Raw genomic sequence first — 18,132 nt, 5'->3', positions numbered from 1 at the left:
TTATAATTTTTTATTTTTTAGAATTGATCTACTTTTTCAACGCCATTGATCACTTTGATATGCTGTGCGAGAACGGGTGATACATTATAGTATCCTGGTAATAAAATTTCCACCTCTTGTTGCTGAACAAGATTGGGAATTAAAATGATTTTACCATTGCCTTTCTGCGTATTTTCCAACAATTTTGAAATTGTTTCTACAGCTTGGACGTCATCAATCCATATTTTGAGTTCCTTGACCAAACCCGATATCGATATTTCAAGATCTTCCACGTGATTTGCCGTTATACGCAAATTTTCTGCATCCAATCTTAAATCAACCGTTACGATAACCATTTTACCAGTCACAAGCAAATCACGGAAACGGTTCAAACTTTCAGAAAAAAAAGTTATCTCACAGGCTCCAGTTTTATCCGATAATCCAACCCAAGCCATTTTGGTTCCTTTACGGGTAGGACGTTCCTTACAATTTAATATACAGCCTGCAAGTTTAATTCTTCCCTCACCGGAACGAGCAATTGTTTCGAGATTATTTATCGGTTGTATTCCCAATTTGATCAGTAAAGCCCTAAACGAATCTAGTGGGTGGGCTGTCATATGATAGCCTATTGCCTCAGCTTCCAAAGTTAACCGTTCAATTTCGGGCCATTCAGCCACACTGTTAATTTTTAACGGTTCTGTCATTTGTGCCGTGGCATTTTGAAATAATCCAATTTGGCCACTTGCTTTTTCCTCTTTTCGTGCATGGGCTCTCCGTAAAATCACTTCGGCTGATGCAAAAACCTTATGTCTGTTATTTTCGATTGAATCAAAAACACCCGCCTTGGCAAGATTTTCAAGTTGGCCCTTATTTAAATTCTGATAATCAATGCGTTCGGCAAAATCTGCAAGATTTTTGAAATCTCGACCATCCCGATCATGAACCAAGGCTTCCATGGCGCTAAAACCCGCTCTTTTAACCGCAGCTAATGCATAGCGTATAGCCAAACTGCCATCAGGTTGTTTCTCAATTTCAAAATCAGCACCGGATTTGTTGATATCAGGAGGCAAGACAGAAATACCAATTCTTTTGGCCTCTTGTCGAAGAATGGCTAACTTATCCGTTTTTTCTCGTGCCAGTGACATACATGCGGCAAAAAAAGCCACTGGATAATTCGCTTTCATCCATGCTGTCTGATAAGAAACCAGAGCATAAGCAGCAGCGTGGGATTTATTGAACCCATAATCAGCAAACCGCGCCATCAAATCAAATATCTCTATCGCTTTTTGCCGATCAATACCATTTTTAGTTGCACCTTCAGTAAAAATCTCACGCTGCTTATCCATTTCGGAACGAATTTTCTTACCCATTGCTCGACGTAAGAGATCCGCCCCTCCAAGACTATAATTAGCCAATCTCTGGGCAATTTGCATGACCTGTTCTTGATAGACCATGATGCCATAAGTCTCTTCAAGAATATCCCTTATTTTTTCATGCGGTGATTGCCATTCCTCTCCATGCTTACGTCGACAATAATCGGGAATATTGGCCATCGGGCCTGGTCGGTACAAAGCGACAGCGGCAATCAGATCCTCTATACGACTGGGCTGCATTTGACGCAAAACATCACGCATTCCGGCGCCTTCAAATTGAAAAACGCCTCCGGATTCACCTCGACTCAACATTTCATAAGTCAGGGTATCATCAAGCGGAATTTTCGACAGATCAATATGTTGTCCCAACTTTTCCAGCATTTTAACAGCTCGCTGCAAAATCGTCAGGGTGGTTAATCCTAAAAAGTCAAATTTAACCAACCCAACTTGTTCGACAAATTTCATATTATATTGCGTAACAAGCATATCACTTTTCGGATCACGATAAAGTGGCACAAGTTCAACCAGCGGACGATCCCCTATAACCACACCCGCTGCATGCGTACCTGCATGACGGTATAATCCCTCCAACTGCAAAGCCACTTGTAAAAGACGATGTATATTTTCATCTGTTGCCTGCATTTCCTGCAATCTAGGTTCAGTTTCAATGGCCTGTTTCAAGGTAACTGGATGGGCGGGATTATTTGGAATGAGTTCAGCAACCTTATTGACCATTCCGAAAGGAAATCCAAGAACACGACCAACATCACGAACAGCAGCACGCGCAGCCAATTTTCCGAAAGTTATAATCTGTGCCACCTGATTGGTTCCATAGGCTTGTCTTACATATTCAATGACTTCATCTCGCCGGTCTTGACAAAAATCGATATCAAAATCCGGCATTGAAATACGTTCAGGATTTAAAAAGCGCTCAAACAGCAAATTAAAGCGCAAAGGATCCAAATCAGTAATCGTCAATGCCCAGGCCACCAAGGATCCTGCCCCAGATCCCCTTCCCGGTCCGACAGGAATATCATGTTCCTTGGCCCACTGAATAAAATCAGCAACTATAAGAAAATAACCTGAAAACCCCATATTCTTGATAATATTTATTTCGTAATCAAGACGATCTACATATTTCTGGCGATGATCTTGTGTAAGATCGCATATGGATATCAAACGTTTTTCCAGACCTGTTTTTGCCATATGTTCAAGCGTATCCTCGGCCGTTGTCCCCGCCTTGATTTTTCTACTATGTGGCAGCATCGGTTTTCTTGTTTCTATTTTCACTGCACACCGTTTTGCGATTTCAATCGTGTTACTGCATGCTTCAGGAAGATCCGAAAACAGATTACACATCATTTCCGGAGGCTTGAACCAGTGTTCAGGTGTAACTCTCCAACGATCCTGTATATCAACAGTGCATCCCTGCGCAATACAAATTAGCGCATCGTGCGCTTCGTACATTTCAGGAGTCGGAAAAAAACATTCATTTGTTGCTACAAGGGGTAAGCCATACCGGTCTGCCAGATCGATTAAACCTGGCTCAACCGATTTTTCCTCAGCCAGATTATGACGTTGCAATTCAACAGCCAGACGCTTTGGAAACGCTTTTGCAAACTGTTCAAGCAACATGGATGCATGCTTTTCCTGACCCTCAGATAATAATTGAAATATAGGCCCCCGTGTTCCACCAGTCAAAAGAATCAAACCCTCTGAATGTTCACATATTGTATCTATATTGACAAAGGGATCCGATGGATCTCCATTTAGAAAACCTTCTGATGAAAGAAATTGTAGATTCAACAATCCAATATCATTTTGAGCCAACAAAACAATTGGCCAATTTGTAATATGACGCGGTTGCTCACCTAAAACGGGAATACCGATCTGGGACCCGATAATCGGCTGTATGCCTGCTTCAACACAGGTTTTTGAAAATTCTAATGCCCCAAACAGATTTCCTGTATCCGTAATTGCGATAGCTGGCATGTTCATTGTCTTGGCCAGCTTAACCATTTGAGGTATGCGAATAGCCCCCTGACTTAGTGAATATGCAGAATGGCTACGAAGATGGATAAAAGAGGCAAGAGACATCTATTTTTATACCTTATTATAAATGAAAAGGAATTATTTTGCCCTCATGCAAGGTAACAACCCGATCCATTTTGGTGGCTAGGCAATGATTATGAGTAACGATCAAAGCTGTCAAACCTTCACTACGTACAACCTGTAACAGCAAATTAAAAACATGCTCGGAATTCTTTTCATCTAAATTTCCCGTTGGTTCATCCGCCAATAGAATTTTTGGTGAATTTACCAAAGCCCGTGCAATTGCAACCCGCTGTTTCTCTCCACCAGACAACTTTCCTGGGTAATGATCGACACGATGACCAAGACCAAATTTCTTTAACCAATCCCTACCTATATTTACCGCTTTCGTTTTAGAACTCCTTGCTATCAATTGTGGTATCAAAACATTTTCCAAGGCAGTAAATTCAGCAAGCAAATGATGAAACTGATAAACAAATCCTATTGAATTTAATCTTAATTGCGTTCTTTCCCGATCATTCAATCTGGATGATTTTCGACCTTGAATAATAATTTCGCCCTTTTGGGGTTTTTCAAGCAATCCTGCAATATGCAACAAGGTTGATTTACCCGTACCAGAAGGAGCAATCAGGGCAACAATTTCACCATGATTGAGCGTAAAATCAGCATTGTGCAAAATTTGAAGGTTCTCATCACCACTTTTATAGGCATGTGAAATTTTATCTAACTGAAGGACAACTTGATTATTCATTTCTCAATGCCTCAACTGGATCCGTTTTTGCTGCTTTCCAAGATGGGTATAATGTCGCCAGTAAAGAAAGAAACAGAGCCATTGACACAACCTGTATCACATCTGACCAATCTAACTTAGCCGGCAAATGTTCAAGATAATAAACCTCAGGATTAAATAGATTTGTTCCCGTGATTTTTTGCAAACCCTGACGTATATGTTCTATATTTTTACAAAATAAAATTCCCAATACAGTTCCTATCAGTGTTCCTGTTACCCCAACAGATGCCCCGCACATCAGGAATATCCGCATTATCGCACCACGTGATGCCCCCATGGTTCTAAGTATGGCAATATCACGTGTTTTATCCTTGACCATCATAATCAAAGAGGATATGACATTAAAAGCAGCAACCAAGATAATTAACGCCAGAATAAGAAACATCACATTCTGTTCAACTTGCACTGCTCCAAAAAAAGCATTGTTGCTCTGAGTCCAATCGACAAATTTCAGATTATCATTTCTAAACGAATTCTCAAGTTGATGCGTAACAGCTTGAATATGGGTTGAATCATTCGAGAATATCTGGATCCCTGTTACCTCATCATTAAGCTGAAAATATTTCTGTGCTGCCCGCATCGGTAAAAAAACATAACTGGAATTATATTCATGCATACCAGAATCAAAAATACCAATAATTCTATAGGATTTGATTCTGGGAATATTACCCATTACTGTTGCGGACCCTTTAGGTGAAATTAAAGTTAACCTTGAACCAACTCCCAGATTTGCTTGCTCAGCAAGAGTTTCACCAATAATGATGACATCATCGCCTTGAAATTGTTTCAAAACTGTTGGATCGAGAGTTTTGCTAATGACTTTAAGTTTTTTCAAACCAGAAGCTGTCATTCCCCTAACCATTCCACCAGAGTTGAAATTTCCAGCATTTATCAACACTTGTCCTTCAATAAAGGGAATGGCTGATGTAATATAGGACATTTGTTCAATTCTGTTGGATAAATTATTATATCCCCTTAAAGAGGTTGGCCCATCATAAGATTGACTGTATACACTCAAATCTCCATTCAAGCCTAGTATACGTCCCAATAAATCAGCCTTGAAACCATTCATGACAGCCATGACGACTATTAATGTTCCAACACCCAAGGCTATTCCTATTAATGAAAAAATAGCTATTATTGAAACAAAACGCTCGCCTTTTCTTGCACGAAGATATCGTTTTGCAACCATTCTTTCAAAAGAGCCAAACATAAATCCATTACCTTTGATAAGAGGAAATATAATTCATCACCTGTTCTATAGATACTTCCGTTCTTTCGCCGGTTTCACGACGTTTAATTTCGACAACATTATTACCTATCCCTCTTGGACCGATAATAATTTGCCAAGGGTGCCCCATCAAATCAGCATCTGCAAATTTCACTCCAGCCCGTTCATCACGATCATCATATAAAAACTGTTCTTGATCCATTTTATACAATGCTTCACAAGCATCCTTACAAGCTTGATTCTTCAATCCCAAATTAATAATCACGGCTTTGAAAGGAGCAATAGCATCTGGCCATATTATCCCCTGATCATCATGTGATGATTCAATTATTGCCCCGACAAGACGGGAAACCCCAATACCGTAAGAACCCATATGAGGATTTATTTTGTAACTATCAGGTCCTATCACAGAAACATTCATTGCCTCTGTATATTTTGTACCAAAATAGAAGATTTGACCTACCTCAATTCCACGCCCTTCACAGCGTCTGGATTCTGGAACTTTTTGCCATTCATTCTGATCATGTTTTTCATCAGTGGCGGCATAAAATCGTGTCATACGTTGGAAGAAAGCGGCCAAGGATTCCTTATCATTTATATCAACCGGCATTTCAAGCCAGTTCTGTTCCGTGAAATCAGAATCAAAATAGATCCCGCTTTCACCCGTAGGTGCCAGAATAATAAATTCATGGCTTAAGTCCCCGCCTATCGGACCTGTATCAGCCAACATTGGAATTGCTTTTACACCAATTCTTTGAAATGTCCTGAGATAAGAAAGCATCATTTTATGATAGGTTACAACAGCATCTTCATAATTAAGATCAAAACTGTATCCATCTTTCATATAGAATTCCCGCCCGCGCATCACGCCGAAACGTGGACGAATTTCATCCCTGAATTTCCACTGAATTTGGTATAAAAGCTGTGGAAGCTCTTTATAGGACTTTATAAATTGTCCAAATATATCGGTTATCATTTCTTCATTCGTGGGACCATATAAAAGATCACGTTTGTGACGATCAACAATACGAAGCATTTCCGGTCCATAAGCATCATAACGCCCAGAACGTTTCCATAAATCCGCCGATTGCAAAGTTGGCATCAAAACTTCCTGTGCATTGATAGCATTTTGTTCTTCCCTCACAATTCTCGATATATTGTCAAGAACTCTCAAGCCCAAGGGCAGCCATGCATAAATGCCAGAAGACATTTGCCGAACCATCCCTGTTCTTAACATGAGACGATGAGAGATAATTTGAGCTTCAGCTGGATCTTCTTTTAAAGTTGGAAGAAAACTGGACGATAGACGCATATTTATCCTATTAAAACCATATTTTTATGAAACATTACAATCGATCAATATTACTCAATATCAATAGAATATCACAACCGTATGACGTGAACCTCGATAAGCGGTTTTTTACCAAGCTTACGCCCTAGAATACGTCTTAGTATTGATTTCGATTTGTCAATTAATTCTTCGTCATTCAACCGAACTGTTCTTGGCAATTGTTCAATTGCATCGGCAAAATTATCAATAATCAGATCACAATCATCATACTGATCCAGTAAACCGGGCGCGCTTATATTTGGATCACTCAACAACATACCCTCATCATCCACTGCAAAACTTGCAACAATAACACCGTTATAAAGCATGCGTCGACGTGCCGCCAATACGTTCCCATCTATGGATAAAAGCCTGTTTCCATCAACTGTCAAGCGGCCATAAGGTACACTATTTACAATTTTGGTTGGTCCTGGTGCCAATTGAATGATATCTCCATCCTCCAGCAGGATAGGTTCAGAGTTACAAGATTTTGCAATTTCCGCCTGTGCATTCAAATGAACCCACTCACCATGAACAGGAATGCCGTATTTTGGTTTTACCAGTTTATATAATTCTGTAACTTCATCATGACTGGCATGTCCTGAAACATGAACCAAATGATCTACGGATGTTATTACCCTGACCCCGCGACGCACCAGATTATCCTGTACACGCATGATTGCCAATTCATTACCGGGAATTGTACGACTGCTGTAAATAACAGTATCTCCAACACCAAAAGATATATGTTGATGTGTATCATAGGAAATACGGGTTAAGGCTGATCTTTCCTCACCTTGACTTCCCGTAATAATGAATACAACATTTTCCTGATCAATTTCATTCATATTCTGTTCCGTATAAAACGGAGGAATATCACGAAAATATCCATTTTCACGTGCTGCAATTTCAATATTCTGCAAAGAGCGGCCAATAATTACCACAGGGCGATTTGCCTGTTTTGCTGCATAAGCAATCGTCTCGATCCTTGAGACATTACTTGCGAAACAAGTTACTGCAACTCTTCCCCTGATATTGGCAATAAGATCAACCATGCTTTTTCTGACGGCACCCTCTGATTCAGGCGCACGTCTGACAATCGCATTCGTACTATCACAAATCATTGCCAAAACACCTTCATCACCTATCTCGGCAAATTTTGAAAGATTTGTTGGATGACCTATTACAGGATCAGGATCGAATTTCCAGTCACCTGTATGTAATACTGTTCCATAAGGAGTGCGAATTACAACACTTTGCGCTTCAGGTATAGAATGCGTTACAGGTATAAATTCCAGATCAAATTCCCCAATTCTGATACGGGCTCCAATATCAATCAGATGAATTGTGACATCATTCAGTAAGTTAGCCTCTCTCAATTTTCTTCTAATAATTGAAGCGGCAAACGACGTTGCATAGATTGGACACTCCAATGCTTCCCAAAGATATGTTATCGCACCGATATGATCTTCATGTGCGTGAGTGATAACCAATCCTAACAAACTATCTTTATATCGAATAATGAACTCAGGATCAGGCACCAGAATATCGGCTTCCGGCATGTCGTTACCACTAAAACCAATGCCACAATCAAATGCAAGCCATGACCCATTAAGACGATATAAATTAAAATTCATACCAATTTCACCTGTTCCTCCTAAGGGAAGAAAGGCAAAATCGTTTGCAGTTTCATTCATGTTTATCCTTTTTATTATTTTTACTATGATGTTTTATTACGATTTGCAAGCAATCTTAATCCTTCTAACGTTAATTCCAGACTAATTTTTTCAAAAATATCGGTACCTTCTGCCAATAAGGATGCCAATCCGCCTGTTCCTATAACGCGATAGGAACAATTAGCTTCGGCTCCAATCCTTTTTATGATACCCTCAATAAGACCTATATATCCCCAATATATACCTGATCGCATTGCGTTAACTGTTTCTTTACCTATTACGGAAATGGGTTTCGTTATACCGATCTTTGGTAATCGAGCTGCGGCTTTATGTAGAGATTCCAAAGATAAAGTGAGACCGGGTGAAATAATTCCTCCGCAATAATTTCCTTTTTCATCAATAACATCAAATGTTGTGGCTGTCCCTAGATCCACAACAATTAAAGGACCCCCAAATAGAGTATGAGCTGCTAGGCCATTTAGCAAACGATCAACACCCACTTCATGAGGATTATCAATTAAAATTTTGAATCCCCAATCCAGATCAGATGAAGCGATAAGAGGTTCGACGCCAAACCATTGTCGACACAATAATCTCAATTGATATAAAATCGGAGGAACAACAGTACCAATGATAATGTTGTCAATCTGATGAGTTTTTATCCCACGTGCTTGCAGTAAAATAAATAATGTCGCGGCGTATTCATCTGATGTATGGTTGGGAATAGTACTCATTCGCCATGAACCCACCCATTTTTCACCATTATGTATAGCAAATACAACATTGGTATTGCCCGCATCAATGACCATTAACACGCTTTAACAATCCTGAGAATTATCTAACCAAAAAACTTCACCCGTAGAGAAACTTCGCATTTCTTTTACAGTTTGTAATAATAGTAACCCATGTTCATCAATACCACAATAAATTCCTTCCCAACTATTTTGCTGTAAATTTACAGTTAATTTTGAATTTAAAGGTATTGATTTCTCTATCCATGCCTCACGTATAACTTTTTCCTGATCATTTGTTAAAAAATTTATCCAGTAATCAAAATAATATATAATTTTCTCTGATAACTCTTTTGCTAAGGGTGGTTTAATGACAAAATCTTTTAAACAACCCAATTTTCTATTCAAATCAGGATAACTATTGATATTGACACCAAAACCCATAACCAACCATTCTAATTGGCTGGTCTTGGAAATATTGCTTTCAATTAGAATTCCACCAATTTTCCTGTTTTTAAACAATAGATCATTAGGCCATTTAATAAATAATTCATGATCAACTTTGCTGTAAAATCTTACAGCATCATAAAGAGATAATGCTGCAACAAATGGAATCCAATTCAATTTTATATTCGATGATCTTGGCCAATATAATAAAGAAAAAGCTAAATTACCCTGAGGTTCGATCCATTTGCGCCCACGGCTTCCCCGTGGTGATGACTGAGAGTCAGCCAAAACAGCCAGATCGGTTTTATTTCCTAATCTGGCAATCTCAATGCAGTAATCATTGGTAGACGATAACGTGGAATAATGTTCAAATTTCCAGAACCTTCTTTTTTCCACGTTTAGACACTTGAATGATTAATTAAACAAAGATTTAGCTGCAATGCGTCCAACATGCATCATTGGACCCATAAATATGATAAAAATTACCGTTAACGCGCTCATACCAAAGGACATAAAAGAAATTGATAATGAACGATGATCAAGTTGTCCATGAGATCTGTCCATGAAGATGATCTTGACAATCCTAAGATAGAAAAAAGCACTTAAAACGCTGGCAACAATTCCAACTGTTGCAAGTACATATAAATGCACCTGAATAGCTGCCCAAAAAACCATAAATTTACCAAAGAATCCTGCAAGTGGCGGAACACCTGCCATACTAAACATGAAAATTGCCATAGCAACTGCTATGCCCGGATCACTTTTACCAAGTCCAGCCAAATCATTTATGTTTTCTACAACCTTACCTTTTCGCGTCATAGATGTAATCACGGCAAAAGTTCCGACATTCATGAAAAGATAAGTTGTCAAGTAAATGATAGTTCCCAAAACACCATTTGAATTTCCTGCGGCTAATCCAACCATTGCATATCCCATATGTGCAACTGAAGAATAAGCCATCATTCTTTTAATATTTAATTGAGATATAGCACCAATACTTCCAATAATTATGGATAACAATGATATAACTTCAATCAAAAACTGCCATTGATAGGATAGGGTTCCAAAAGGCCCCGACATTAACCGTAAAAATAATGCAAAAGCTGCAAATTTTGGCGACGTCGAAAGAAAGGTTGTAACAGGCGTTGGAGCACCTTGGTAAACATCCGGTGTCCACATATGAAAAGGTACTGCAGAAATTTTAAAGCATATTCCGATTAAAACAAAAACCAGTCCCACGACAAAACCCGTATTATTATAATTTGCCGCTGCGATGGCTTTATGAACATTGTTATATTCCATACTTCCAGCTGCGCCATAAAGCATTGAAATACCATAAAGTAAAATTGCAGACGCGACTGATCCCAAAATGAAATATTTTATCCCAGATTCAGATGATAACGGATTGTTACGATCAATTGCACATAAAATATATAAAGATAACGAAGATAACTCCAGTCCAAGATACAAGCTCATAAGATTATTGGAGGAGACCATAACCATTGCACCGACCGTGGAAAAAATGATCAACGCTATAAATTCAAAATATGTTGTTTTATTTTTTTTATTAAAATCCAAGGACAAAATAATTGTTAATAAACCTGCAATAAGAACCAGCAATTTCATGTAACGGGAAAATTCATCATTTACAAATAACCCGTAATATGCCAACCCATTTGCATTGGTTAACGTTAAAAATCCCGCGGCAATAAATATTGCCGTGGAAAAAATGGCAGAGGGAAAAAAGGAATTTTCCTCTTTTTGCAGCGCCCCGAATAACAATATAATAAGACCACCAATTGTTAATACAATTTCTGGAATAGCAAGCGTCCAATTCATCGGATTTATCCTGACTTAACTTAATATCATTGATAGATCAGGAAAGTGGCGACGATAACCACCAACCCAATTGCCATGGTAAAAGCATATAAAGCAAAAGAACCATTTTGAATCCAGGATATCCCTTTGGCAGAACGATTTGTAAATTGCGCCAGTATGACAGGAAATTCCTGGATAATATCTTTTTCACCAATTTTCCATAATGCCTTAGACAAAGCTGCATAAGGACGGATAATTATTACATCGTAAAGTTTATCAAAATACCATGCATTTAATAGAAAACGGTAAAACCCCTTCATTGACTGAGCTAATGATATAGGGATATTCGGATTAACAATATAACATAAATAAGCGATTAAAATACCCAGTATACCAAGTATAAGTGGCATTGATGCAATAATTGCAGGTGTATGTTGTTCAATAATCATATGCAAATTATCTGAAACATTAACAATTGACCCATCCCAAAATATAACTTGTTGAGAACCTATATAATAAGGATATAGGATAATGCCTCCAATAATTGATGAAACACCAAGTATGATCATGGGTAAAGTCATAGAGAAAGGAGATTCTTTTGCATGATCATAATTTTCCTTATGTTTTGGTTTTCCATGGAACACAAGAAACAACATCCGCCAGCTATATAGGCTTGTAAGAAACGCAGTTAATAACAATACAACCCAAGCCGCATATCCCAAGGAAGATTGGGTTGCCCAAACAGCTTCCAGAATGGCGTCTTTTGACCAGTAACCTGCAAATGGATATATTCCACCCAATGCTAGACAGCCTATCCACATCAATATGCAAGTCAAAGGTAATTTTTTATACAATCCACCCATCTTGAACATATCCTGTTCATCATGAAGCGCGATAATCACTGATCCCGCACAAAGAAACAACAATGCCTTGAAAAAAGCGTGTGTCGTTAAATGGAATACTGCAATTTGATAGGTTCCCACACCAACTGCGACAAACATATATCCAAGCTGAGAACAGGTTGAATAAGCAATGGATTTCTTAATATCTGATTGTACTAAAGCAACAGAACCGGCAAATAATGCTGTTAATGATCCTATAACAATAATGAATATCTTAACATGTGGAGCCAATTCAACCAGGGGTGACATTCTTGCCATCAAGAATACACCTGCTGTCACCATAGTTGCGGCATGAATAAGTGCGGAAACTGGCGTTGGTCCTTCCATTGCATCCGGTAACCATACATGAAAAAACAATTGGGCAGATTTTCCCATGGCCCCGACAAATAGCAGAAATGCAATAAATTCATATATCTGGAAATCAAAACCCAATAAATGATAATGCAGTTGAACTAAATCAGGTAATTTTTGAAATATTTCATTATAAAAAACCGAACCGGTCGTAATAAAAAGCAAACTAATACCAATGAGAAAAAATAGATCCGCAATACGATTTACAACAAAAGCCTTGATTGCGGCTGATATAGCTGCTGGACGCATATACCAGTATCCAATAAGTAAATAACTGCATAACCCTACCCCTTCCCAGCCAAAAAACAATTGAACCAGATTATTAGAGGTAATCAAGGCAATCATACTGAATGTAAATAAAGATAAATATGCAAAAAAACGATAAGTTGGCATCGTGTCATGCGACATGTATCCCATACTATAGATATGGATTAACAAGGATATGCTTGATACCATTGTCAACATGGCGACAGACAAACTGTCCAGTTTCAAATACCAATTAATGTGAAAATTACCGGCATTAATCCACTCCATGAAATGAACAACTTGACTATCCATATGATTGGCAAAAAATTGCCAAGTTACAAGCCATGCACATGTAACCGATATGGACATTCCAAGAATAGAAATAAACTTCGCAAATGAATCACCGATTATCCGCCCCATTAACCCTGCGCATAAAAAACCAGCCAAGGGTGAGATAACAGCTGTAATAAATAATGATGATGTCATATCTTTACCCCTTCATCATCATCGTATCTTGCACTTCCACCGACCGACGATTACGATAAAATACCATAATGATGGCAAGTCCGATGGCAGATTCTGCAGCGGCGACTGTAAGGCTAAACATAACCATAATCTGCCCTGTTAAATTGCTATATAAAGAAGAGAATGCAATTAAATTAAGATTTGCAGATAAAAGCATCAATTCAATAGACATCAATATAACAATTAAATTCTTCCGATTGGCAAAAATACCAAACAGACCAATTGAAAATAAAATACCACTGACAATCATATAGGGAGCAAGCCCTACAGAATTTAAAATATTCATTTCATTTGCTCCCTTTGTTGTCTTTTTTCAGTAATATCGGTTTTATCACCAGGTTTTGGACCGAAGGAATCCTCTTGTGCAACACCATAATAAGTCTCTTTGGGACGAAGGAAACCGCCAATATCCTGAATGCTTTTATTCAAGGGCACATCACGAATTTCCAGAGTTTGGCTCGGTTCGCGCATATGTTGGCGCATAATGTTCTGTCTACGGTTTTTAGGATTTTTATGCAGGGTCAAGACAATTGCCCCGATCATTGCAACAAGCAGGATTAATCCACAAATCTGGAATAACAAAACATAATGCGTATATAAAATACCCCCCAATGCTTTGGTATTCGGAATATCATACAACGCAGAATTTTGACTCTTGCCTATCAATTCAGGATCAATATGCCAATGGATGGCAATCATAATAAATTCAACGACAAGAATAAAAGCAATGATACAACCCACAGGCATGTAACGTTGCATTCCTTCCTTTAACTGGACCAGCTCTATTTGCATTGTCATTACAATAAACATAAACAGAACCATGACTGCACCAGCATATATGGCTATCAAAAGTATAGCCAAAAATTCGGCACCGGCCAGCATGAATAATCCAGCGGCATTACAGAATGCAAGAATTAGAAACAGGGCAGCATGAACTGAATTTCGAGCAAAAACAACCATCAATGCTGATAGAAGCAAAATTATTGCGAAAATATAGAAAAGAATAATCGGTGTCATTATCCTAATTCCTGATCAAAGATCTTTATAAGACCCGATATATAAATTAATTTATTCATTTTAAATGTTTCCTGCCTCACCGATATGGAGCATCCTGCTCCAGTCTTAATGCCAAGGCACTTTCCCATTGATCCCCATTGGACAATAATTTGCTTTTGTTGTACATCAACTCTTCCCGGGTTTCAGTGGCGAATTCGTAATTGGGTCCTTGAACAATCGCGTCAACAGGACATGCTTCCTGACATAACCCGCAATAGATGCATTTTGTCATATCTATATCATACCGAGTAGTTCTTCTCGAACCATCATTCCGCTCTTCAGCCTCAATGGTAATTGCTTCTGCTGGACACGTTGCCTCACACAATTTGCACGCAATGCAACGCTCTTCTCCATTGGCATAACGACGCAAGGCATGCTCCCCTCTAAACCGTGGTGAAAGAGGACTTTTTTCATAAGGATAATTGATTGTTGCCTTCGGTTTGAAGAAATAACGTAGTGTTATTCCCAGTCCAGTCAACAATTCTGATAATAAAAAAGACCGTGCGGTTCTATCAATAAAACCCATTAACCAGCTCCTCCATATATCCCTACGCCGGTTACCATTACAAACGCAGCGGTAAGCACAACCCATATTAATGAAAAGGGTAAGAATATTTTCCAGCCTAATCGCATTAACTGATCATAACGGTATCTTGGAAACGCGCTTCTTACCCATATAAAACAGAATAGACAAAATAAAACTTTAATTATCATCCAGAAAGGTGCAGGTATCCAGGTAAACGGCACACAATCAAAGGGTGGCAACCATCCACCTAAAAATATGATGCTGGTAATTGCAGACATCAAAATCATGTTACCATATTCGGCCAGAAAAAATAATCCGAAGGCCATTGAGGAATATTCCACAAAAAAACCTGCCACCAGTTCACTTTCACCAACTGAAAAATCAAAAGGTGGACGATTGGTTTCAGCTAAACATGAAATAAAGAAAATAATGAACATGGGAAACATTGGCAGGAAAAACCAGACATGTTTTTGTGCCAGGACAATATCGTTCATATTTGCACTGCCAACAAGCAACAGTACGGAAACGATAACAAGTCCAATTGAGACTTCATATGATATCATCTGTGCCGTGGCACGCATGGCCCCCAATAAAGAGTATTTCGAATTCGAAGCCCAGCCGGCCAACAAAGTTCCGTAAACACCCAAGGAGGAAATCGCCAATAGGTAAAGGATACCAATATTAAGATTTGCAACAGCCCAACCATCATTCACGGGAATTACCGCCCATGCGAATAGGGACAATGTAAAGACCAGAATTGGCGCGACAAAAAACAAGACCCGATTTGCCTTGGCAGGAATGATCGTTTCCTTAAAAATCATTTTAACCGCATCAGCAAAGGGTTGCAACAAACCGAAAGGACCAACAACATTCGGACCTTTACGAAGCATAATTGCAGCCAAAACTTTACGTTCCAACCAAGTCAGATAAGCGACACCGACAAGCACTGGAACCAATAGTGCCAGTGTTTTTAATATAATCAGGATAACTGATCCGAGTAATGTATGAAAAAAGAAATGTTCCATGATATCACTCCGCAGCTTTTGCCGATGAATTGGCAGCACGTGTTTTTGAACATTCATGCATTGTGAGGCTGGCTCTACTGATTGAATTCGTTAAGAAATAATCTGAAATAATCGCCCTAAAAGATTGTTTTTCAATGTTTTTTTCTGAAATATTTATGGAAGAACACATCTGGTTTCTAACTACTCCCTTTTCCTTAAATACAGGATAGGACTGTGCCAGGCAAGTTCTTAACTCATATAAATTGGAATAAGGAAGATCAATATTCATTGATTGGGCAATTTCTGAAATAATTTTCCAATCTTCCTTGGCATTTCCAGGAGGTAAAATCGCCCTGTTACCCTGCTGAATTCTGCCTTCAGTATTAACATAAGTACCTGATTTTTCTGTATAAGCAGCTCCAGGTAAAATAATATCAGCACCTTTGGCAGACTGATCTCCATGATGTCCCTGATAAATCACAAAGCAATCGGCAGCCAATTTTGAAAGATCAATTTCATCTGCATCAAGCAACCACAAAAGATCTGTGCCACCCGTAACCATCGAGCGTGCATCTTGTGAATCCGATTTAGGATAAAATTCCATATCCAGACCCGCAACACGAGCGGCTGCATGATGAAGGACATTGAATCCATTCCAATTTTCGGTTACGGCGCCAATTTTATGAGCCAAAGCCAAGGTTTTTTCAAATATTAATTTTGCATCTTCACGAACCAATGCCCCATGTCCAATAATAATCATTGGGCGTTTCGCATTATTCAAAATTTCGTTAAAGGCAAGCTCATTTCGTAACAATGAATCAATTAAAGTTGGATCCTCTCCTAAATTCTCAATTTTATACGTAGGATCATCAATAAGTTCACCTATAAATGCAATTGGGAATTGTTCGGTAAGAGATAACCATCTTTTACGAATACGGGCATTCAAAACAGGTGCCTCTTGACGTGGAAAAGCACCTATCATCAATAAAGCATCAGCCTGCTCAATTCCTGCAATCGTACTATTGAAAACATAATGTCCACGATAAGAGGTATCGTAATATGCCCCATCTTGACGACAATCTAAATTGCTGACCCCAAGATCGTTCATCAAATTTTTTAATGCAAACATGCTTTCTGCATCACATAAATCGCCTGCAATGACGCCTATACGCTCTTTTTTGGTAGATTTTAATTTTTGGGAAACAACCTGGATTACCTCATCCCATGAAGCTTCGACAAGTTTGCCTTCTTTTTTTATCCATGGTCGATCCAGACGTCGCCGTTTCAAACCATCCAGAGAGAAACGACCCTTATCAGCAAGCCAACTTTCATTAACATCATCATTTTGACGGGGGAGAATTCTTAAAACCTCACTTCCTCGCACTTGTAAAGTTATATTCGTTCCCACAGAATCCATCACATCAATTGAATCAGTATTTTTCAGTTCCCACGAACGGTAACGAAACGCGGTTGGTTTGGCCGTTAAAGCCCCAACAGGGCAAACATCAATAAGATTTCCGGAAAGTTCTGTATTGATACCCTCTTCAAGAAAAGGGGTGATTTCAAGATTGGTACCCCGGTTGATTCCGCCAAGTTCTGCCGTACCAGCGATTTCATTCATAAAACGAATACAACGTGTACATTGAATGCAACGTGTCATGACAGTGCGAACCAACGGTCCGAGATATTTATCAGTAACTGCCCTTTTTTCATCCCTGAATCGTGAACATTCACGTCCATAACCTAGTGCCTGGTCCTGTAAATCACATTCACCACCCTGGTCGCAAATAGGACAATCCAAGGGATGATTGATTAATAACAATTCCATCGTACTGCGACGCGCTGCCCTGACCATTTCTGTGTCGGTCAAAACCTGCATTCCATTCATTACTGGCTGTGAGCATGATGAAACCAGAGGTTTACGAGAACCGGTTATCTCAACCATACACATTCTGCAGTTTCCAGCCACAGAAAGTTTTTCATGATAACAAAAACGAGGGATTTCTTTTCCTGCTGCCTCACAGGCCTGTAATACTGAAGAACCATTGGGAACATCCACAGGAATACCATCAACGATAACTTTTACCATAATTCC

14 protein-coding genes are annotated in these 18,132 nt (G+C 38.9%); all 14 read right to left on the bottom strand.

The features are described from left to right. Nucleotides 1–17: 17 nt before the first annotated feature. Entirely contained in the window at nt 18–3,449 is a 3,432-nt protein-coding gene (gene dnaE / locus H3R28_RS05360; protein ID WP_198209980.1) for a DNA polymerase III subunit alpha, read from the bottom strand. 16 nt (nt 3,450–3,465) lie between these two features. Beyond that, the gene (locus H3R28_RS05355) at nt 3,466–4,155 is read right to left on the bottom strand and encodes an ABC transporter ATP-binding protein (RefSeq protein WP_198209978.1); all 690 of its coding nucleotides are present in this window, start codon (nt 4,153–4,155) and stop codon (nt 3,466–3,468) included. After that, on the bottom strand, nt 4,148–5,407 hold the full coding sequence (locus H3R28_RS05350) for a lipoprotein-releasing ABC transporter permease subunit (protein WP_198209976.1): 1,260 nt from the start codon (nt 5,405–5,407) through the stop codon (nt 4,148–4,150). Before H3R28_RS05350 ends, H3R28_RS05355 begins: the two co-directional genes overlap by 8 nt. 7 nt (nt 5,408–5,414) lie before the next feature. Next, nucleotides 5,415–6,737, bottom strand: coding sequence for a proline--tRNA ligase (gene proS, locus H3R28_RS05345; RefSeq protein ID WP_155565370.1), 1,323 nt, complete (start codon nt 6,735–6,737; stop codon nt 5,415–5,417). A 71-nt stretch (nt 6,738–6,808) separates the two neighbouring features. Further along, nucleotides 6,809–8,452: a ribonuclease J gene (locus tag H3R28_RS05340; RefSeq protein ID WP_155566737.1), complete on the bottom strand. Its 1,644-nt coding sequence runs from the start codon at nt 8,450–8,452 to the stop codon at nt 6,809–6,811. Between the two features lie 23 nt (nt 8,453–8,475). Beyond that, nucleotides 8,476–9,246, bottom strand: a complete 771-nt coding sequence (locus H3R28_RS05335) for a type III pantothenate kinase (protein WP_198209974.1) — start codon at nt 9,244–9,246, stop codon at nt 8,476–8,478. Nucleotides 9,247–9,249: 3 nt separating this feature from the next. Next, entirely contained in the window at nt 9,250–10,005 is a 756-nt protein-coding gene (locus tag H3R28_RS05330) for a biotin--[acetyl-CoA-carboxylase] ligase (RefSeq protein WP_198209972.1), read from the bottom strand. Nucleotides 10,006–10,023: 18 nt separating this feature from the next. Beyond that, the gene (nuoN, locus tag H3R28_RS05325; protein ID WP_198209971.1) at nt 10,024–11,448 is read right to left on the bottom strand and encodes an NADH-quinone oxidoreductase subunit NuoN; all 1,425 of its coding nucleotides are present in this window, start codon (nt 11,446–11,448) and stop codon (nt 10,024–10,026) included. A 26-nt stretch (nt 11,449–11,474) separates the two neighbouring features. Next, nucleotides 11,475–13,412, bottom strand: a complete 1,938-nt coding sequence (gene nuoL, locus H3R28_RS05320; RefSeq protein WP_198209969.1) for an NADH-quinone oxidoreductase subunit L — start codon at nt 13,410–13,412, stop codon at nt 11,475–11,477. Nucleotides 13,413–13,416: 4 nt separating this feature from the next. Further along, on the bottom strand, nt 13,417–13,737 hold the full coding sequence (gene nuoK / locus H3R28_RS05315) for an NADH-quinone oxidoreductase subunit NuoK (protein ID WP_110438948.1): 321 nt from the start codon (nt 13,735–13,737) through the stop codon (nt 13,417–13,419). Beyond that, nucleotides 13,734–14,468, bottom strand: coding sequence for an NADH-quinone oxidoreductase subunit J (locus tag H3R28_RS05310; RefSeq protein ID WP_198209967.1), 735 nt, complete (start codon nt 14,466–14,468; stop codon nt 13,734–13,736). The genes nuoK and H3R28_RS05310 overlap by 4 nt, the downstream gene beginning before the upstream one ends. A 76-nt stretch (nt 14,469–14,544) precedes the next feature. Further along, nucleotides 14,545–15,033 carry an NADH-quinone oxidoreductase subunit NuoI gene (gene nuoI, locus H3R28_RS05305; RefSeq protein ID WP_155566732.1) on the bottom strand — a complete coding sequence of 163 codons (489 nt, stop codon included), beginning with the start codon at nt 15,031–15,033 and terminating at the stop codon, nt 14,545–14,547. Then, a complete protein-coding gene (gene nuoH, locus H3R28_RS05300) occupies nt 15,033–16,058 on the bottom strand; it encodes an NADH-quinone oxidoreductase subunit NuoH (protein WP_122123501.1) in 1,026 nt (341 codons plus the stop codon). The genes nuoI and nuoH overlap by 1 nt, the downstream gene beginning before the upstream one ends. A 4-nt stretch (nt 16,059–16,062) precedes the next feature. Continuing rightward, nucleotides 16,063–18,126, bottom strand: coding sequence for an NADH-quinone oxidoreductase subunit NuoG (gene nuoG, locus H3R28_RS05295; protein ID WP_198209965.1), 2,064 nt, complete (start codon nt 18,124–18,126; stop codon nt 16,063–16,065). Nucleotides 18,127–18,132: the final 6 nt, after the last annotated feature.

The organism is Commensalibacter sp. M0268, assembly GCF_016101925.1.
Classification (GTDB): Bacteria; Pseudomonadota; Alphaproteobacteria; order Acetobacterales; family Acetobacteraceae; genus Commensalibacter; species Commensalibacter melissae.
This window is presented reverse-complemented; position numbering and strand designations above follow the sequence as displayed.